This is a genomic window from Mesorhizobium sp. SARCC-RB16n, assembly GCF_008520305.1.
In the GTDB taxonomy this organism is placed as follows: domain Bacteria; phylum Pseudomonadota; class Alphaproteobacteria; order Rhizobiales; family Rhizobiaceae; genus Mesorhizobium.
In genome coordinates this window covers 220,074-240,098 of the sequence record NZ_ML703258.1, presented here as the reverse complement: position 1 = coordinate 240,098, position 20,025 = coordinate 220,074, and the positions used below count along the sequence as shown (strand labels likewise).

15 protein-coding genes and 1 pseudogene are annotated in these 20,025 nt (G+C 62.8%); 11 read left to right on the top strand and 5 right to left on the bottom strand.

The annotated features are described in order from the left end of the window. Positions 1-60: 60 nt before the first annotated feature. From groES to C7I87_RS06490, 5 genes are all read right to left on the bottom strand, one after another. Complete coding sequence (gene groES / locus C7I87_RS06510; protein WP_006203049.1) at positions 61-357, bottom strand: co-chaperone GroES; 297 nt, start codon at positions 355-357, stop codon at positions 61-63. Between the two features lie 447 nt (positions 358-804). Beyond that, positions 805-1,413, bottom strand: a complete 609-nt coding sequence (locus C7I87_RS06505; protein ID WP_149903422.1) for an acyltransferase — start codon at positions 1,411-1,413, stop codon at positions 805-807. 779 nt (positions 1,414-2,192) lie between these two features. Beyond that, entirely contained in the window at positions 2,193-3,056 is an 864-nt protein-coding gene (locus C7I87_RS06500) for a hypothetical protein (RefSeq protein ID WP_149903421.1), read from the bottom strand. A 108-nt stretch (positions 3,057-3,164) separates the two neighbouring features. Beyond that, a complete protein-coding gene (locus C7I87_RS06495) occupies positions 3,165-4,199 on the bottom strand; it encodes a LysR family transcriptional regulator (RefSeq protein ID WP_281409043.1) in 1,035 nt (344 codons plus the stop codon). Between the two features lie 231 nt (positions 4,200-4,430). Continuing rightward, positions 4,431-5,807: an alpha,alpha-trehalose-phosphate synthase (UDP-forming) gene (locus C7I87_RS06490; protein WP_149903420.1), complete on the bottom strand. Its 1,377-nt coding sequence runs from the start codon at positions 5,805-5,807 to the stop codon at positions 4,431-4,433. 540 nt (positions 5,808-6,347) lie between these two features. Here C7I87_RS06490 and C7I87_RS06485 point away from each other — a divergent pair. The 11 genes and pseudogenes from C7I87_RS06485 to fni all read left to right on the top strand — a co-directional run bounded on the left by C7I87_RS06485 (position 6,348) and on the right by fni (position 19,702). Then, positions 6,348-7,058 (top strand): winged helix-turn-helix domain-containing protein, encoded by a 711-nt coding sequence (locus tag C7I87_RS06485; RefSeq protein ID WP_149903419.1) that lies wholly within the window; start codon positions 6,348-6,350, stop codon positions 7,056-7,058. A gap of 457 nt (positions 7,059-7,515) precedes the next feature. Further along, positions 7,516-8,559 (top strand): cytochrome-c peroxidase, encoded by a 1,044-nt coding sequence (locus tag C7I87_RS06480; RefSeq protein WP_246696209.1) that lies wholly within the window; start codon positions 7,516-7,518, stop codon positions 8,557-8,559. A 1,130-nt stretch (positions 8,560-9,689) separates the two neighbouring features. Beyond that, positions 9,690-10,892: a cytochrome P450 gene (locus C7I87_RS06475; RefSeq protein WP_149903418.1), complete on the top strand. Its 1,203-nt coding sequence runs from the start codon at positions 9,690-9,692 to the stop codon at positions 10,890-10,892. A gap of 94 nt (positions 10,893-10,986) precedes the next feature. Next, positions 10,987-12,276 (top strand): cytochrome P450, encoded by a 1,290-nt coding sequence (locus tag C7I87_RS06470; protein ID WP_149903417.1) that lies wholly within the window; start codon positions 10,987-10,989, stop codon positions 12,274-12,276. A gap of 1 nt (position 12,277) precedes the next feature. Further along, positions 12,278-12,586 carry a ferredoxin gene (locus C7I87_RS06465; protein ID WP_149903416.1) on the top strand — a complete coding sequence of 103 codons (309 nt, stop codon included), beginning with the start codon at positions 12,278-12,280 and terminating at the stop codon, positions 12,584-12,586. Further along, on the top strand, positions 12,573-13,409 hold the full coding sequence (locus C7I87_RS06460; protein ID WP_149903415.1) for an SDR family oxidoreductase: 837 nt from the start codon (positions 12,573-12,575) through the stop codon (positions 13,407-13,409). The genes C7I87_RS06465 and C7I87_RS06460 overlap by 14 nt, the downstream gene beginning before the upstream one ends. Further along, the gene (locus tag C7I87_RS06455) at positions 13,409-14,752 is read left to right on the top strand and encodes a cytochrome P450 (RefSeq protein ID WP_149903414.1); all 1,344 of its coding nucleotides are present in this window, start codon (positions 13,409-13,411) and stop codon (positions 14,750-14,752) included. The genes C7I87_RS06460 and C7I87_RS06455 overlap by 1 nt, the downstream gene beginning before the upstream one ends. Positions 14,753-14,897: 145 nt before the next feature. Beyond that, positions 14,898-15,905 (top strand): polyprenyl synthetase family protein, encoded by a 1,008-nt coding sequence (locus C7I87_RS06450; protein ID WP_188393757.1) that lies wholly within the window; start codon positions 14,898-14,900, stop codon positions 15,903-15,905. Between the two features lie 213 nt (positions 15,906-16,118). Then, positions 16,119-17,669: a hypothetical protein gene (locus tag C7I87_RS06445; protein ID WP_149903413.1), complete on the top strand. Its 1,551-nt coding sequence runs from the start codon at positions 16,119-16,121 to the stop codon at positions 17,667-17,669. Next, positions 17,666-18,535: pseudogene (locus C7I87_RS06440) on the top strand (hypothetical protein); the annotation flags it as partial. The gene C7I87_RS06445 and the pseudogene C7I87_RS06440, both read left to right, overlap by 4 nt. A 117-nt stretch (positions 18,536-18,652) precedes the next feature. After that, positions 18,653-19,702 carry a type 2 isopentenyl-diphosphate Delta-isomerase gene (fni, locus tag C7I87_RS06435; protein ID WP_149903472.1) on the top strand — a complete coding sequence of 350 codons (1,050 nt, stop codon included), beginning with the start codon at positions 18,653-18,655 and terminating at the stop codon, positions 19,700-19,702. Positions 19,703-20,025 lie beyond the last annotated feature (323 nt).

Genomic DNA, 20,025 nt, shown 5'->3' with positions numbered 1-20,025 from the left:
AGCTCCTGGCAGGGGCTCGGATAGAGCCTGAAAAATTCAAGTTGAAGGTGAGGCCGATGATCAGCCGATGATGCCCATGATGTCGGATTCCTTCATGATCAGAAGGTCTTCGCCATTGAGCTTGACTTCGGTGCCCGACCATTTGCCGAACAGGATGCGGTCGCCGGCCTTGACGTCCAGCGGGACCAGCTTGCCAGCTTCGTCACGGGCGCCGGAGCCGACGGCGATGATCTCGCCTTCCTGCGGCTTTTCCTTCGCCGTGTCCGGGATGATGATCCCGCCCGCGGTCTTGGATTCGGATTCGACCCGGCGAACGACCACGCGGTCATGAAGTGGGCGGAATTTCGACTTTGCCATTATGGATTTCCCTGGTGCGATGTTGAACGATTCCCGTTGCCGGAGCGATTGGCACTCACCTAGGCAGAGTGCTAACAACGGGGTGGATAGGCCGTTGACGGCTGCAAGTCAAGGCGCGGAGAGCGGCGGAACCGAGCGAAGGACATGGCCTGGGGGCCTATATTTTTCTTTAGCAGGAGCAAGAGGATGGGCTCATTTCTTGCATCAGCCACGGAGGCGGCTGCCGTCAGCGGGACCGGCACGAGGCGCCACAAACGCACCTTCGGCCATGCAGTCAACCACCGTCGTTTTGTTCGGAGGTCCGACAATGGGGAGTGGACGATCACGATAGAGGGAAGAAGCCAGTGGGCACGATGCCTCTGGGTCGGTGGTCCAGCCCTCCCGTAATGGTTGCTCACGAACGTCTGAATGCCGGCCAGAGCCGATCTTTGCGCGAGCATCATCCGATTACTCTCTACATAGAAGCAGTCGTTCAAGCTCTAGAAGCGCTCTAGATCTATCCTTCAAGCGCTTCGCTGGAACACCGCTGAATACACCCCAGCCGTCCAGATCCTTTGTAACCAACGACATTGCTCCGATGGACGACCCTTCCCCTATACGGCACCCTGGAAGAATGACGGCACCTGCTCCAGTGATCACATGCTTCCCGAGTTGCACCGGCGCACATTTCACGCCATCGAGCTCTTCTTCTGGACTAGTCGGGTCTGTCAACGTCTCTCCCAAATAATCATCCGTCGCAGAATAGATGCAAGTACCAGAGTCGAGGTTGCAAAAATCTCCTAGAACAATCGTCCCAGCGCCATTTAGATAACATGCAGACGCAATGTGAACAAAATTCCCGATCGTAATCGATCCACTGTTGCAATTCAATACGGTACCAGAGTCTATTGTTACGTCGTCACCGATGTTGATATTATCAACACCTACAATCGTACATGTATCCGATATTCTAACATTATTCCCAAAAAACCTGAATCCAGCATCACGCAATTTCTCTTCGCGTAAATATGATTGCTCAAGCGGCGCATATGATCCAGAACTATTTATGGGGTTCATGTGGGTGTATATTCCAATGACACGTAAGCCGCACAGAAAGAAAGAAGGAGATTGGCCGATATAAGTTCATAGTTCAAGTATATTTTGTGTTACATAAATATTAAGTTTTGTAATTTTTTCGATCGTTGGCAAAATGACGATTTTGAACGAGCGACACAGGGAGGCTTGCGCTAATAAGTCCGACGCGTTGGATGGGCACTCGCGGCGAGGTGTTATCTCGTACGTGCTAACTGCGATGAAGCGGGAGCTTGATGCGCAGCGCCCACCTCCGTTTCCATCAGCCGCTCGGCGGCAAAGCTGATCATCTCCCGCAGCAGATCGGCATCCGGGTCTTCTCCGCGAGCGTGCGCAGGTTCATCATGTCGTCGGTCATCGGTGGTCCTTCCGAAATGGGTTGGCGTCAACAACCAAACCCTACCGGAAAGCGCCGATGACCACCAACACGCCGCTCACTCGCTACAGCGCTACTAACGGCGCGCTCGCGAGCGGCTTCGTAATCGCCGAGCTACACCACCTGATAGGGCACGACCCTCTCATCGGCATGTGGGTATTTCGACGAGAGCTACATCGAGTCCGCGGCCAGTGGACGCATCTCTAGAGCTCATGTTCCGGGGCTGAGATCGGTGGCTCGCCCTTATGCGGGTCGCCGGCTGTGAACTCAACAGCGTCGGCAGTTCGCAAGGGTCCTGGACCGATTTGCCGCATCCATGAACCTGGCGAGGACGGCAGGACCCTCGGTGCTGGTTAGGTGCGCTGCTTTCGCGTCACAGGGCTGAGACTCAGACCTGCGGCTTGATATCATGTTGCGGGGTCGAGCCGCCGTTGAAGAAGTTCTCTGCCCTCTTGAATTGACTGGTGGAGTTCGCATTCACGAGCTGCTGGAAGTTTTCATGGTCGGGCCCCCCTTTTCGGATCCGGCGTGCCTGGACGACGCTGGTGATCTCGGTATAGCCCAGGTCCACATCGATCAGTCGCGTCGACGAGCAGCAGGATTTCAGCTCAAGGAAGTTCTGTTTGAACTCGATCTGGCGCAGAACGATCGCTCCGTAATCGTAATATCCGCCGGCCCCATTATCAAGAAGGTAGCTCTGGTAGGTGCATGTCAGGGCCCTGTATTGCTGCGCCTTGGCATTGGCGCTGAAGGTGATGTCACCCATCGCCGTCAGGAAGGATTCGAAATCCGTCAGCAGCGATGCCCCGTCGGTAATGATCGCCTGGGCAATCAGGGAAAGGAAGGTGGCCGAGACGGAAGTACCAGCAGCCCTTTGCGAATAAAATTTCTGCTTTTGCTGTCCGATCGCAAGATCGGGAATGTTGCTTAGAACGTTAGCCCAGGTGGTGAGGTCTAGCACTTTTGAGTCAATGACAGGAAAATTGGAATGCATGTAGTCGTAAATAAGGCCTCCAATAGCAAGAAGGTTGTCTTGGTTCTCATTCATGATTCCGCTGTACATCGGGATATTTGTTTGCTGACCGATAAGGTGAAACTGTATGGTCCCCTCATCGTTGGCGATCAGGTCGTTTTTCCCAGGCGCGGCAAAAGGCCGAGGGCTGCCATGGAAAAAGGCTCGAGCGGCCTTGTAGGCGTCGTCAGAGTACTGTTTTTCACGTTCCTTCACGTCAAGCGAACGTTCGTTTGGCATCTCATTCTCCTGTGTGAGAGTTAGGGTAGTGTTAGGTCGTGAGCCCTTTGGGGAAAGCGCCCAACTTGAGCATTGGCTCAATGAAGTGCCGACAAGCAGCGCGAGTCTTTAAAAGGGCGCTTGCGCTATGGCCCTGCCACTTTGTGATGTTTGCATCAGTTCTGTTTTCGAAGCCGCTGCGGTGATCTCGTGGCGCAGCCAGCGATGCTCCGGGTCGCGATGGCACCGTTCGTGCCAAATGAGGGCGACCTCGTAAGGGGTTAGTTCCACGGGCGGATCGACAATCGCCAGGGGGAGCAAGGCAGCGATCCGCGTCGCGACGCGCCGTGGGACAATCAGCACCAGATCGCTCGCCGCGACTGCCGCGGCTGCCGTCAATATGTTGGAAACCAGCACCGGATCGCGATCCAGAACATCCAACTTGACCAATTCGTCATGCACCCGGCCAAACCCGTCCTTGGAGTCCGAGGCAATGGCAGCGTGGTGCAAGGTCGCGAAGCTATCGATCGTCCATTCCCGCGCCAGGGCTGGGTGGTCCTGGCGAAGCAGGCAGGCAAAACGGTCGGCATAGAGCGTACGGCGTAAGTAACCCAATGGTGCAGCATCGATCTGCCCGATGGCCAGATGGATTTCGCCTTGCTCAAGCCGCCGGAGCGCGCCGGCCAAAAGCGGGTCGGTGACGATATCAAGATTAGGCGCGTGCTCGCGCAGAAGTGGCAGTAGAGCCGGCAGCAAGATCAGCGCTTGGTGATCGGGCATCACCATTGTGGCCTTTGATCGCCATCCCCCTTGGGCGCAATTGTTGTCCATCATCGCGCGGATAGCATTCAAGATCGGCGGGAGGATTTTGACCAGGCACTCGGCCTGCGGCGTCGGAACCAGACTGCTTGATCCACGAACCACAAGATCGTCATTGAAAATTCCACGGAGCTTTGTCAGTGATCGGCTCATGGACGGCTGGCTCACGCCCATGTGCCGAGCCGCATGCGTGACGTTGCGGTGCTCCAGCAGCGCCTCAAGAGACAACAGCAATTTCAGGTCAATCGATTCCAGCATTCGCTGTTGCCGTGTGGCGCGCGCGCCATTGACCATGTCTGCGGACCGCTCACTTCTGCTACGATTCCGACTGTAAACGAGGTCCATGCCCCTCTCCTTAGTTTTGTAGCGGTGCACTCACGTCTTCACGGTGGGCGTTGCGGGCCGGGCCTGGACGCGGCGCGCTGACCAGGGATGAATTCTCCCTCGTGACTACGGTTGGTCGGCAATGGCACATCGCCTGCCCTCGGCGAAGGCAGGAGTGCTGCCTCATTGGTATGCCCGGCCCAGCCTAACACTGGCGACACTGTCGCCCGCGAGGCTGGGCCTAGGAATGCCTCAGTGTCGATTCAGTGACGAGAGAAAATCGCTGCACCACTTGTGGACATCGTGCTCGCGCAGAATCGTCATGATCGCTCTCCAGCGATCAATCCGGTCCCCTAGCGGCAGAACGAGGGCCTGTTCCATAGTGCGCGCCATCTCCTCCGTATCGTAGGGATTGACGAGCATCGCTGCGCCCAACTTCCTGGCGGCGCCGGAAAAGCGTGAAAGGATGAGAACGCCCGGGTCCGCTGGATCCTGCGACGCGACATATTCCTTCGCCACCAGATTCATCCCGTCGCGAAGCGGAGTCACCAACCCGATGCGCGCCTTGCGGTAGAGGCCGGCCAGCTCCGACTGCCCGACCGACTTGTTAATGTAGTGCACGGGCACGGAATCGACGGTTCCGAGTTCTCCATTAACGCGCCCGACCAGTTCAGCGACGTCCTTCTGAACCACCCCATATGCCGGGATACTTGCCCGGGATTTCGGGGTGATCTGCAGCAGCATCGTCTTGTCGACACGTTCGCGGTGGCTCCGCAGAAAATCACGAAAGGCGACGATGCGTTTCTCGATACCCTTCGAGTAATCAAGGCGATCGACGCCGATTGCGATGTCATAGCCAGCGATCCTCGGATAAGTCTCCAGCAGACGCTCATTGTGTGCCGCGTTCTCGGCGAGGCTTTCGAAATTCGCCGTGTCTATGCTGATCGGAAAAACGCCGCAGCGAAACTCGTTCTGATAGGCTTCGTAGAAACCCTCTTCGATGCGTTTCCCTTGCTCTTCGCGGTCCAGACATTCGAGAAAGTTGCTAAGATCGTAATCCGTATGGAAGCCGACGAGGTTGCAGAACGAAAGCCCGCGGAGCAAAGTATCGTACTGCGGGACAGTGGAAAAAATGTCCGCCGGCGGCCATGGAATGTGCAGAAAGAAGCCGATCCTGTTGCGGCAGCCGAGCTTACGCAGCTCTTCGGCGAGCGGTATCAAGTGATAGTCGTTCACCCAAATAACATCCCCGTCGCGCAGGAGAGGGTTCAACAGCTCTGCGAACCTCTTGTTGACACGATGATATCCGGCCCTTCGTGCCTCGGAATATTCGGCCAGATCAGGACGGCCGTGGAAGATCGGCCAAAGAACCCTGTTCGCGAAGCCCTCGTAATATTCCTCCTGATCCCTCTGCGAGAGATCAACAAGCTGGTAATTGATGCCGTCATCTTGCACCGGTGTCAGCTGCGGCGGGGCGTCCTCGGCTCCCACCTTCCCCGACCAGCCCATCCAGAAGCCGTGCTCTTTCTTGAGCACCGCTTTCAGCGCGATGGCCATCCCGCCTGCCTGCGGGGCCCCTTTTTCATCGGGTAGTGGGACCCTGTTGGATACAACGATCAGTCTGCTCATTTTAACCTCCTGCGTTTTTTAGATACAACGAGAGCTATGCACCCAAGTTGTTTCTATGTTACTGGGTTATGTTCAAAGTGAAGATCAACAATAGTTTAGTAGTAGCACGTACTTTTATTTTTGTGGGTGGTTGGTGAGTCGATCTATACATTCGAACTACCGTGATAAATCCATCTTGTTGCCTAGAAAGTCAATGTTTTCGGAGTTTCAGATGAAATGCAGCTGAATCCGAATGGGAGATGTGCGCTGCAGGCGCACAACGCCTCATGACTCTGGCCTGAAGGCCGCAGGAGAGGGGATCGGCAGGGCCAACGACCGGCAAGGCGCGGGCGAGCAGCCAAAACAGTAGGACGAACACTCAGAGCTCAATCGGAGAAATGGTCGAACACGCTTGGGAGATCGGGTGGTGGCTCAAAGCGGCGGTCCCGCCGAGGACTATGTGTGTGCGCTATTGTGTCATGCGCCCAACGAAGATTGTCCCACCTGTGGACCCTGCATAATTTGGCTCATCGTCGCGAAGCCAAAGCTGCAGGAGTAACCATGAAGAACGTTCTCGTTTTGAGTCACGACGCTTCAACCAGAGAACTGCTCGTGGACCTTTTGTCCAAGCATGAGTTTAGGGTCAGTGCGGTCGAAAGCGGCCAACAGGCCGCCAGTAAGATGGTTTCTGAAGCCCTTGATCTGGCGATTGTCGATCTGAGCCTCGGCCGAGAGGACGGTTTGCAATTCGTTCGGGATTTTGGCGCCAACAGGGACCTTCCGATCATTATCATCAGCGCCGACTACCTGGACGAGTCCGACAAGGTAGTCGGTCTCGAAACCGGCGCCCGCGATTACATCACTAAGCCCTTCGGCCATCAGGAGTTGCTGGCTCGCGTGCGGGCCGCCATGCGCCAGCGGCTGGGGCGTGAGCGAAATGCAATCTTTAATTTTGATGACTGGCAAGTCAGCACGAAACGTCGCCGCTTGCGTCGAGGGACGGATCTCGAAGTGAAGCTAACTGCGGGTGAGTTCAACCTGCTTATGGCCTTCCTCAAGAACCCAGGCCGGGTGCTTTCGCGTGAGCAGCTTCTGAAGGCGACCAGAGTCTATGATCAAGAGGTCTATGACCGCAGCATCGACGTGCTGATCCTGCGCCTTCGCCGTAAGCTGGCACACCGCTCGACCATCCAATATATCCGCACCGAGCGCGGCGCCGGATATGTTTTCGAGAGCGCCGTGGACGTCGAGGAACTGAGGACGCGCCGCTAAGGCGGCGACCTTGCTTTGTAGTCAGTGTTTCGCCGATCGTATGGGGTTCACTCAATCAGGGTTACCGGGGAAGCGACTATGGTGTCTGCCTGGCCGGCTTTGCGGGCGATCGACACCGATAAGCACTGCCGCAGGGGCACCAATTAGAAGCGTCAACCGATGCTTGCAGGCCACCATCTAGCAGCCGCGGACATAGATCATTGGGGCCGGTGCAGGTATGCGCTGGCCAACGGCCATTGTCGGGTTTGTCAGGCCCACGACGCCGCCGTGGTCGATTTGCACCTGACTCGGGCCAAAAGCTTTGGAAATCCGTCTTCGAGTCCTTCCCACGGCTTTGGCTCGTTTTTTGCTCCTCTGCCTCGCGACGCTGCAGATGCTGCCGAGGATGCGCACTAACCCCTTGTAATGGGAAGCCGCTCATTTGGCGCACAGTCTCGGGGTTCGAAGGAGAGGCTGTTTGGCGATTAAGTGGAATTTTCGGTATGCTGCACTCGGATGTTGCCTGCTCACCTCAATGGCGATGGGGCAGGACAATCTGCGTGATGACGCGAAATCGCTGTTTGACCCCATTCCCAAGGATCCGCCGGTCCTGGACGGCAATCCGGCGACGTCAGCGAAGGTCGAACTGGGCAAGATGCTGTTTTTCGAGCCGAGGCTGTCGGAGTCGCACAACATCAGCTGCAACACCTGCCATCAAATCGGGCTCGGCGGGGCAGATGGCCGCACCACTTCAATTGGCCACAATTGGCAGCACGGTGGCCGAAATGCGCCAACTGTGCTCAATTCAGTGTTCAACATTGCTCAGTTTTGGGATGGTCGGGCCGCCGACCTGACCGAGCAGGCCGGTGGGCCTATATCCGGCCCAATCGAGATGGGCAGCACCCCTGAGCACGCTGTCGAACAGCTCAAGGGTATTCCCGGCTACGTGGAGGCATTCCGCAAAGCCTTCCCAGATGAAATCGATCCTCTCGACTTCGTCAACCTCAAGAAGGCGATCGCCGTGTTCGAGGCAACGCTGACCACACCCGACGGACCGTTCGATATGTATCTCAAGGGTGACGAAAAAGCGCTCACCATGCAAGAGAAGAAAGGCCTCAGGCTCTTCATCGACAAGGGATGCTCCTCTTGCCATAACGGCATAAATGTCGGCGGCGGCATGTACGCTGCTTTTGGCGCGGTCGAGAAGCCGGGCCGGGACTTCCTGCCGCCCGACGACGAAGGTCGCAAACGGGTGACCGGGCGGATGGACGACCAATATGTCTTCAAAGTCCCCAGCTTAAGAAACGTCGAACTCACTGCCCCGTACTTCCACAGTGGCCGTGCGTGGGACCTGGACGAGGCGGTAGCGGTGATGGGCACTGCCCAGCTTGGCATCCGCTTGGCCCCTGAGGAAGTCTCCAGTATCGTCACCTTCTTGCGAACGCTAACCGGCGACCAGCCGCAGGTAACTTACCCCACCCTGCCGCCGAGTGTCGCGACGACACCTCGACCAACGCCGTGATCGCATGGGGTGGTGATGGGCTGATTGCCAGCTGCCGTTTGCCTCCGCGACCGGCTGTCCACGTCGCCTTTACCGCGAGTCCAAAAAGCGCGGCCGCCGCGAGCCGGTCGCCAAGTCGCGGGAATACCGTCCTTGTCTCGTTCCAACTTGCCTCCCCATGAGCACTTTGAGAGATACCAGTTGGCTTCACCGCATGAGCTGATTTGAGGACATTCTCCGCCGCGGCTCGCACGAGTAGCGCGAGAAGCCTCGTGGTGGGCCCGACGCCGCGCCATCTGCATGCGCCGCCCGCCACTCCCAAGGCGCCTGAAACTTGCCGGCCCGAATGCCGACCTTCGCCGCTTCCCCGTTCACCTGCTGCTTTGCACACGCGCCGTGGCTGTAACACGGCCAGTCCAAGACCCGGCCGGCTCAACCCTTCCAGGCGGACAAGCCCGCACGAACGAGCAGTGAACTGGCCTCGGGGTCGCCAACAAGGCGTTCCACGCTTCAGCCGCGCGGCGCTCAGGAATTCGGACCCTGTCGGGTCATCGCGATAGAGACCGGTAATTATTGTGGTCGCGCGATCTGCTGACTCGCACCAGGACCCGGCTGGCGCGGCAGGAATTCACACTTCACTCCAAACCGTGTTCACCCTTGTCCGATATCCGACACGCTGTTCGATGTCATTGTTCGATATCCGACACGATGTTGGATTATTGGCACCGCGATAGCCAGAGCTAGCATATCGTTCGAATGGTTCTCCGCTTGGCACGATAAATGCTGCGTTATCTACAAAGCGCGTCAGGAACGAAGGAGAAATCATACCGTGATCACTCTGCCGAAAATGTAGTCGCCGAAGGGATGACTGGCCAGGCGGCGGAACGCCGTCGTGGAGACTAGCGAATGCTAAGCCGGGGAACTTTGTCTCGCGTTACGCCGCGATTAATAGCACGCCCCATAATCTTCAGCCTTCCCCCATCCCGCCCGCGATTCCACGCCTTTTCGCGAGCCGCGGTGCCGAGCCGATCGGTGTGATCCAGCCTGCCAGCCCCTGTTGCGAGCCGCTACGGCGGCCAATGCCTTTTCGCTGCCCGCCGCGCGGGCCGGTAACCTTCCGCCCTTCCATCGCTAGAGAATGAAGCGCCACCATGTCCGAACAACACTTGCCGATGCTGCCGATGTGGCGCGTCGATCACATCGAACCCTCGCCCGAGATGTTGGCGCTATGCGCCAACGGTCCGATCCACCGCGTGCGCTTCCCGTCTGGGCACGAAGGCTGGTGGGTGACAGGCTACGACGAGGCCAAGGCAGTGCTGTCCGACGCGGCGTTCCGGCCCGCGGGAATGCCGCCAGCGGCATTCACCCCGGATTCGGTGATTCTCGGTTCGCCGGGGTGGCTGGTCTCGCACGAGGGGGGCGAGCACGCCCGGCTACGCGCGATCGTGGCGCCGGCCTTCAGCGACCGCAGGGCGAAGCTGCTCGCGCAGCAAGTCGAGGCGATCGCCGCGCAGTTGTTCGAGACGCTGGCAGCCCAGCCCCAGCCCGCCGACCTACGGCGCCACCTCTCCTTTCCGCTTCCGGCCATGGTCATCAGCGCGCTGATGGGCGTGCCCTACGAGGATCACACCTTTTTCGCCGGGCTGTCCGACGAGGTGATGACGCACCAGCATGAAAGCGGCCCGCGCAGCGCGTCGCGCCTGGCTTGGGAAGAACTGCGCGCCTACATTCGCGGCAAGATGCGCGACAAGCGCCAGGATCCGGGCGACAACCTGCTGACGGATTTGCTCGCGGCGGTCGACCAGGGCAAGGCGACCGAGGAAGAGGCGGTCGGCCTGGCGGGGGGCATGCTGGTGGCGGGGCACGAGAGCACCGTCGCGCAGATCGAATTCGGCCTGCTGGCCATGTTCCGCCATCCGCAACAGCGCGAACGCCTGATCGGCGATCCATCCCTGGTGGACAACGCGGTAGAGGAAATCCTGCGCATGTATCCGCCGGGCGCGGGCTGGGACGGCATCATGCGCTATCCGAGGACCGACGTCACCATCGCGGGCGTGCATATTCCCGCGGAAAGCAAGGTGCTCGTCGGCCTGCCGGCGACGTCGTTCGATCGGCGCCATTTCGACGACCCGGAAACCTTCGACATCGGACGCGAGGAAAACCCGCACCTGGCGTTTTCCTACGGGCCGCACCACTGCATCGGCGTGGCGCTGGCCAGGCTTGAACTCAAGGCGGTGTTCGGTTCGATCTTCCAGCGCTTTCCCGCACTGCGCCTAGCCGTAGCGCCCGAAGACCTGAAGTTGCGCAAGGAGATCATCACTGGCGGGTTCGAGGAATTGCCGGTGCTCTGGTGATGCGCGGACGCCGCCGCGTACCGCGATCTTCTCCGCAATTTGTCGGCGCGCCTGGCGCGCGCCGGCCAGATCAGCCAGCTGACAGGTAATCAAGATGGACGTGCAAGAAACCACGGCGGCATGCCGGGACGCCTTCGCCGAACTGGCGTCGCCAGCGTGCATCCACGACCCGTATCCGTTCATGCGGTGGTTGCGCGAGCACGATCCGGTGCATCGCGCGGCGTCGGGGCTCTTTCTGTTGAGCCGCCATGCCGACATCCTCTGGGCGCTCAAGGCCACGGGCGATGCGTTTCGCGGACCGGCGCCGGGCGAACTGGCGCGCTATTTCACGCGCGCGGCGACCAGCCTGTCACTCAATCTGCTGGAGTCCACGCTAGCGATGAAGGACCCACCGGCGCATACACGTCTGCGCCGGCTGATTTCGCGCGATTTCACCATGCACCAGATCGACAATCTGCGGCCGAGCATCGCGCGCATCGCCGCAGCATGCCTGGACGGCATGGCGCCCGCGCTGGAACGCGGGGAGGCGGTGGACCTGCATCGGGATTTCGCGCTGGCCATACCCGTGCTGGTCTTCGCCGAACTGTTCGGCATGCCCCAGGACGACATGTTCGGGCTGGCCGGCGGGATCGGCGTCATTCTGGAAGGCCTGAGCCCGCACGCTAGCGATCCCCAACTCGCGGCGGCGGACGCGGCCAGCGCCAGGGTGCAGGCCTACTTCGGCGACCTCATACCGCGCAAGCGCGCCGATCCCCGCCACGACATCGTGTCGATGCTGATCGGCGCACACGACGACGATGCCGACACGCTGTCGGATGCGGAGTTGATCAGCATGCTGTGGGGCATGCTGCTGGGCGGCTTCGCCACCACGGCTGCGACTATCGACCATGCGGTCCTGGCGATGCTGGCATATCCCGAACAACGGCACTGGCTGCAGGGAGACGCCGTGGGGGTGGAGGCATTCGTCGAAGAGGTCCTGCGTTGCGACGCGCCCGCCATGTTCAGCTCCATCCCGCGTATCGCCCAGCGCGACATCGAACTGAGCGGCGTGGTGATCCCGAAGAACGCGGACGTGCGCGTGCTGATCGCGGCCGGCAATCGCGACTCGGACGCATTCGCCGATCCCGATCGCTTCGATCCCGCGCGGTTCTACGGCACCAGCCCTGGCATGTCGACCGACGGGAAGATCATGCTGAGCTTCGGCCACGGCATTCACTTCTGCCTCGGTGCGCAACTGGCCCGGGTGGAGTTGGCCGAGAGCCTGCCGCGGATTCAGGCGCGCTTCCCCACGCTGGCATTGGCCGAGCAACCGACCCGGGAGCCCTCCGCGTTCCTTCGGACGTTCCGCGCGCTGCCGGTGCGGCTGCATGCGCAGGAGGGCTGAAATGCGCGTCGTGGTCGACCAGGATCTGTGCGGAACCACCGGGCAGTGCGTGCTGACGCTGCCGGGCACCTTTCGTCAGCGCCAACCGGACGGCGTGGCCGAAGTGTGCGCGGCGACTGTCCCGCAGGCGCTGCACGCCGCCGTGCGGCTCGCGGCCAGCCAGTGCCCGGTCGCCGCCATTCGGGTCATCGAAAGCGACGCTGCCGATGACGGGCGCGCCAGCCTCGACCCTGGGCCTTCTCCGGCGGAGGTCGAGCGGCATGCTGCGAACGACCAACGCAATCCAGGAGGACACGATGGGGCGGTTTGAAGGCAAGGTGGCCGTGGTGACCGGCGCCGGCGCCGGCATCGGCAAGGCGTGCGCCCTCGCCATCGCGCGCGAGGGCGGCAAAGTGGTGGTGGCCGACATTGATGGCTCGGCGGCCATCGCCTGCACCGAGCAGATCGCGGCCGAAGCCGGCCACGCGCTGGCCCTGGCCACGGACATCGCCGATGCGTCGGCGGTGGCAGCGCTGTTCGAGATGGCGCAGGGGCACTTCGGTGGGGTCGACCTGCTGGTGAACAACGCGAGCGCCATGCATCTGACCCCGCGCGACAGCGCGATCCTCGATCTGGACCTGGTGGTCTGGGATCAGACCATGGCGACCAATCTGCGCGGCACGCTGCTCTGCTGCCGGCAGGCCATCCCACGGATGATCGCCCGCGGCGGTGGTGCCATCGTCAACATGTCGTCTTGCCAGGGGCTCAGCGGTGACACTGGGCAGACGTCCTACGCCGCGTCGAAGGCGGCGATGAACATGCTGTCGGCCTCGCTCGCCACCCAGTACGGTCATGCGCAGATCCGCTGCAACGCCGTTGCGCCGGGTCTTATCATGACGGAGCGTCTCGTCGCCAAGCTGGACGAGTGCATGCAACGGCATCTGCGCCGGCACCAACTCCTGCCGCGCGTCGGCCGCCCCGAGGACGTGGCCGCGCTGGTGGCCTTCCTGCTCTCCGACGATGCTGCGTTGATCACCGGCCAGGTCATGTGCATCGACGGCGGCATGCTGGCGCATGTGCCGACATACGCCGACGGTGGCAACAGCCGCGCCGCACGGACCGCCGCCGACACCGCCGAAGCGGCGCGCTGCTGATGGCCATGCTGCTCAACCCGCTGAACCGTCGGCACCGGCTGCGGGACGACATCCCGGTCATGCCCGGCGCTTTCCCCCTGGTCGGGCATCTTCCCGCCATCGTCTGTGACCTGCCGCGGCTGCTGCAGCGCGCGGAACGGACGCTGGGCAGCCACTTCTGGCTGGATTTCGGCCCTGCCGGACACCTGATGACCTGCGTGGATCTGGATGCGTTCGCAATGCTCCGGAGTAAGGACGTGTCCTCGGCGCTGATCGAAGAGATCGCGCCCGAATTGCTTGGCGGAACGTTGGTCGCCCAGGACGGCGCCGCGCATCGGCAGGCGCGCGATGCGATCAAGGCGGCGTTCCTGCCCAAGGGGCTGACCCAGGCCGGCATCGGCGCCCTGTTCGCGCGCGTCATCCGGGCGCGGGTGCAGGCGTGGCGCGACCGCGGCGACGTAACCATCCTACCTGAAACCGGCGACCTGATGCTCAAGCTCATCTTCAGCCTCATGGGAATCCCAGCGCAGGACCTGCCGGAATGGCATCGCAAGTACCGGCAACTGCTGCAGTTGATCGTCGCGCCCCGGGTCGACCTCCCCGGACTGCCCTTGCAGCGGGGCCGCGCCGCCCGCGACTGGATCGACGCGCGCTTGCGCCAGTTCGTGCGCGACGCGCGCGCGCATGCCGCGCGGACCGGGTTGATCAACGACATGGTGAGCGCCTTCGATCGCAGCGGCGATGCGCTCTCCGATGACGTCCTGGTCGCCAATATCCGCTTGCTGCTGCTTGGCGGTCACGAGACCACCGCCTCGACGATGGCCTGGATGGTGATCGAGCTAGCGCGGCAGCCTGTACTGTGGGACGCCCTGGTCGAGGAGGCGCAACGCGTGGGCTCGGTGCCGACCCGGCACACGGACCTTGCGCAGTGTCCGGTCGCCGAGGCGCTGTTCCGCGAGACGCTGCGCATGCATCCGGCGACCACGCTCCTGCCGCGTCGCGCGCTGCAGGAATTGCAACTCGGCCAACGGCGCATTCCGGCGGGCACCCATCTGTGCATCCCGCTGCTGCATTTCTCGACCTCGGCGCTGCTGCACGAGGCGCCTGATCAGTTTCGCCTGGAGCGGTGGCTGCAACGCACGGAGCCGATCCGGCCGGTGGACATGCTGCAGTTCGGTACGGGCCCACACGTCTGTATCGGCTATCACCTGGTATGGCTGGAAATGGTGCAGTTCTGCATCGCCTTGGCGCTGGCGATGCAGAAGACCGGGGTGCGGCCGCGGTTGCTGAGCGGCGTAGAAAAAGGCCAGCGCTATTACCCGACCGCACATCCGTCCATGACAATCCGCGTGGAATTCTCATGAGCTGGCATCGCATGCCCCCGGGTGGCGAGGCGGCGGCGCCGGCGACCCGGCATTGCTGCACTCGGCGCGCGTGCCCGGTGCGAAGCCGGCAACACCGTGGCGGCTCGCCGCTCGCCGCGGCCGTCTCCTGTCAGGTACAAAGGACATGAACAACATGCAGACCGGTTCCACGCTACACGACAACCGAACTGCCGTTTCCGCGCCAGGCGGATTGGGTGCACAGGCGCGCGGCGCATCCGGCGGGCTGCTGCCGGAGATCTGGATGCAGGACGGCGCAAAGCGGGTCGAACAGGCGCTGGTTCGTCTTCTCTGCGCCGAAAACGACGGTGAGACTGAGCTGATGCCGGCGATGCGCTACGCCACCTTGCAGGGCGGGAAGCGCACCCGCGCCTTGCTCTGTCTGGCTGCTGGCGCACTGGCCGACACACCTGCGCACATGCTTGACGCCGTCGGTGCCGCCATCGAGATGATGCACGCCTGTACCCTGGTCCACGACGATCTGCCGGCAATGGACGACGACGTTCTTCGCCGCGGCCTTCCAACCGTGCACGTCAAGTTCGGCGAAGCCACTGCGATCCTGGTCGGCGATGCGCTGCAGGCGCACGCCTTCCTGACCCTGGCGAGCCTGGATGCGCCGGGCGACAACCGTATCGCGCTCGTGCGCGAACTGGCGCAGGCGGTGTCGGTCGAGGGCGCCGCGGGCGGGCAGGCCATGGATCTGGCGCTGGTCGGAAAGCACGTTGAGCTGGACAGAATCGTGGCGATGCACCGGATGAAGAGCGGAGCTCTCGTGCGCGCGTCCGTTCGCATGGGCGCGCTATGCGCCATCGCGGAGGGTGCCGCGCACGCTGCGCTGTACCGGGCGCTCGATCGCTACAGCACCTGTTTCGGCCTGGCGTTGCAGGTGGTCGACGATATTCTCGACTCGACAGCAGATATCGCGACGCTGGGCAAGACCCCCGGCAAGGACGCGGCGGCGCAGAAGCCGACCTGCGCGTCGATCATGGGGCTGCAGGCGGCGCGCCAGTTCGCGCTGGATCTGTTGCACGACGCCGGGGAGGCCATCGCCCCGCTGGGGCCGCGTGCGGAACGGTTGGCGCAGATGCTGCAGCGAGCCAACGCGTATCTGTTCAAGCACGCGCCATGCGCATGAGCGGCGCGCCCGTCGGAATGGAGTCGCCCCTGTTCCGCTGCGAGCAGCCGGCGGCAGCGGTGAATGCTGCCTATGTCTGAATGCGCGGCGCCGATTGCAACAGTTGGCCGGCCCGGCCACGGTGCCCGCGGTGCGCTACGCGCAAGCCTGTGCGGCGGACCGGCGTCTGCCGATCTTGGTTCTCGTCAACCGTCTGCAGAAGGAACGTCCCGCTTGAACGCGCTTTCCGAACAGATCCTTTCCGAATTGCGCCACCTGCTGAGTGCGATGAGCGACGGCGGCAGCGTCGGTCCGTCCGTCTACGACACGGCGCGAGCTCTGCAGTTCCACGGCAACGTCACCGGTCGGCAGGACGCATACGCGTGGCTCATGGCCCAGCAACAGGCCGATGGCGGATGGGGAAGCCCGGACTTCCCGCTGTTCCGCTATGCGCCTACGTGGGCGGCATTGCTGGCATTGCAGCATGCCGATCCTCTTCCCGGCGCTGCCGACGCAGTCCGGGCTGCAACCCGATTCCTCGAGCGCGAGCCCGATCCCTATGCGCATGCGGTTCCGGAAGACGCGCCGATCGGCGCGGAGCTGATCCTGCCGCAGTTGTGCGGCGAGGCCGCATCCTTGCTGGGCGGCGTGGCGTTTCCGCGCCACCCGGCGCTGTTGCCGTTGCGGCAAGCATGCATGGTCAAGCTGGGGGCGATGGCGACGTTGCCGAGCGGCCATCCGTTGTTGCACTCCTGGGAAGCCTGGGGGACGTCGCCGACCACCACATGCCCGGATGACGACGGCAGCATCGGCATCAGTCCGGCCGCCACCGCCGCGTGGCGTGCGCACGCCGTGACACAGGGGAGCACGCCGCAGATCGGGCGCGCCGACGCATATCTGCAGGCGGCATCGCGGGCGACGCGCAGCGGCATCGAAGGTGTCGTTCCCAACGTCTGGCCGCTCGATGTGTCCGAGCCATGCTGGTCACTGTACACACTGCATCTGGCCGGGCTGTTCGCGCATCCCGCGCTGGCCGAGGCGGTGCGCGTGATCATCGCGCAGCTCGACGCCCGCATGGGCGTGGGCGGTCTGGGCCCGGCCTCGCACTTCGCGCCCGATGCGGACGACACCGCCGTTGCATTGTGCACCCTGCACCTTGCAGGCCGCGACCCGGCGGTCGATGCCTTGCGCCATTTCGAAATCGGCGAGCTGTTCGTCACCTTCCCCGGTGAGCGCAATGCCTCGGTGTCGACCAACATCCATGCCCTGCATGCGTTGCGCCTGTTGGGAAAGCCCGCCGCCGCCACCAGCGCCTACGTCGAGGCCAATCGCAACCCGCGCGGTCTATGGGACAACGAAAAATGGCACGTTTCGTGGCTGTATCCCACCGCGCATGCGGTCGCCGCGCTTGCGCAAGGCAAGCCCCAGTGGCGCGATGAGCGCGCCCTGGCGGCACTACTGCGGGCGCAGCGCAACGACGGCGGCTGGGGCGCCGGTCGCGCGTCCACATTGGAGGAAACCGCCTATGCGCTGTTCGCGTTGCACGTAATGGACGGGGGCGAAGACCCAACAGGGCGCCGGCGCATCGCGCAGGCGGTGGCGCGTGCGCTGAAGTGGATGCTCGCCCGCCATGCGGCGCATGCATTGCCGCAGACGCCGCTGTGGATCGGCAAGGAACTGTATTGCCCCACCCGGATCGTGCGCGTGGCCGAACTGGCCGGGTTGTGGCTGGCGCTTCATTGGGGGCGGCGCGTCCTGGCCGAGGGAGCAGGACCGGCGCCATGATCCAGACCGAACGCGCGCTGCAGCAGGTGCTGGAGTGGGGGCAGTCCCTGACCGGGTTCGCCGACGAGCATGCCGTGGAAGCGGTCAGGGGCGGCCAGTACATCCTGCAGCAAATCCACCTTAGCCTGCGCGACACCAGCGCTCGCACCGGCCGCGATCCGCAGGACGAAACGCTGGTCGTGGCGTTCTATCGCGAACTGGCGCTGCTGTTCTGGCTCGACGATTGCAACGACCGTGGCCTGATCGCGCCAGAGCAGCTCGCCGCGGTGGAGCAGGCGCTGGGGCAGGGCGTGCCGTGCGCGCTCCCCGGATTCGAGGGCTGCGCTGTGCTGCGCGCTTCGCTAGCCGCGCTCGCCTACGATCGTCGTGACTATGCTCAGCTTCTCGACGATACCCGGTGCTATTGCGCCGCGCTGCGCGGCGGACACGCGCAGGCCGCAGGGGCGGAACCCTGGTCCTACGCCGAGTACCTGCACAACGCCATCGATTCGATCGCCTACGCGAACGTGTTCTGTTGCCTGTCGTTGCTGTGGGGGCTGGACATGGCGACCTTGCGCGCGCGTCCAGCGTTTCGCCAGGTCCTGCGCCTCATCTCCACGATAGGGCGCCTGCAGAACGATCTGCATGGACGCGATAAGGATAAGTCGGCCGGCGAGGCCGACAACGCGGCGATCCTGCTGCTGGAGCGCTATCCGGCTATGCCTGTGGTGGAGTTCCTCAACGATGAACTGGCCGGCCATACGCGCATGCTGCACCGGGTGCTGGCGGAAGAACGCTTTCCCGCTCCGTGGGGACCATTGATCGAGGCCATGGCGGCCATCCGAGCGCAGTACTACCAGACCTCGACCAGCCGCTACCGCTGCGACACTGCGGGGGAGGTTAGTATGCGCCGGCCTGAACGCGCGGGCGGCGGCGGCGTGGGCGCGCTGCCGTCGGTCCGATCCGACGCAACGCCGTCGCCCGATGCGACGGATGGAGCCAGCATGAGCGACACCGCCCTCAGCCGGCGTAAGGACGACCATCTGGACATCGTGCTGGATCGGCGAACGGCGCCGGCCACGGTCGCCGCCGGCTGGGAGTCCATCCGTTTCGAACACTGTGCAGTGCCCGAGTTGGATCTGACGCATATCGACCTGCGCGCTTCGCTGCTGGGCAAGACCATGCGCGCGCCGCTGCTCATCAGCTCCATGACCGGCGGCACGCCACGCGCCGAGGCCATCAACCGGCATCTGAGCGAGGCAGCGCAAGCCTTGGGGATCGCCATGTGCGTTGGTTCGCAGCGCGTGAGCCTGCAATCCCGCAACTCCCAGGGGCTGACGAGCGCGTTGCGCCGCCTGGCCCCGGACATTCCCTTGCTGGCCAATATCGGCGCCGCGCAACTGCGCGAGGCCGACGGCCTCGACCTGGCGCGCCGGGCGGTGGATGCGCTGGAGGCCGATGGACTCATCGTCCATCTCAATCCGCTGCAGGAAGCGGTACAGCAGGAGGGCGACCGCGATTGGCGAGGCATCCTGGCGCAGATCGCTGTCGCCGCGCGCAGGGTGGGCGTGCCGATCGTGGCCAAGGAAGTGGGGTCGGGCCTGTCCGCCTCGGTGGCCTGTGCGCTCGTCGATGCGGGCGTGGCGGTGATCGATGTCGCCGGCGCCGGCGGCACCAGTTGGGCCGCGGTGGAGGGCGAGCGCGCCCGCGATGCCGCCGCTCGTGCAGTGGCGATGGCGTTCGCCGATTGGGGGATTCCAACTCCAGCCAGCGTGCAGGCGGTACGTCGGGCGCTGCCAACAGTGAAGCTGATCGCGTCGGGCGGGATCCGCGATGGCGTCGACGTGGCCAAGGCCATCCGCCTGGGCGCGGACATCGCCGGGCAGGCGGCCGGCCTGCTGCGCGCAGCGACGGTGTCCACCGAGGCGGTTGTCGCGCATTTCGAGATCGTCATCCGCCAGTTGGCCGTCGCCTGCTTCTGCACCGGCTCGGCCGATCTGGCGTCGTTGCGTCAGGCGCGCTTGTTGCCCTCGGCGCATCTGCCCGCCGGTTGATGCCGGCGTCGCCCGCACGTGGCGGCGGGTGCCTAGAGTCCTTAGTTGCGCTGTGGCGACCCATTGCGGGATGGAGGTCGGCACCATCTATGGCCACGGCGGGCACGACCTCGCTCACTCGCTTGGCGACTTGTCCATTATTGAATGGTCTCTTTAGCGGCCAATTGTCGAAACACTGCGCACCAAAAACGGAAGGCCTGTCCCGACCAGCAAAATTCGCTTCCAACGCGCAATACGCTGCAGCAGTCGCAGCTTACTGCCGTAGAGCGCGATCGCGGCGCTGACAGATCGTCCAGGATTGGTCAGTACACCAGCGTCAAAGC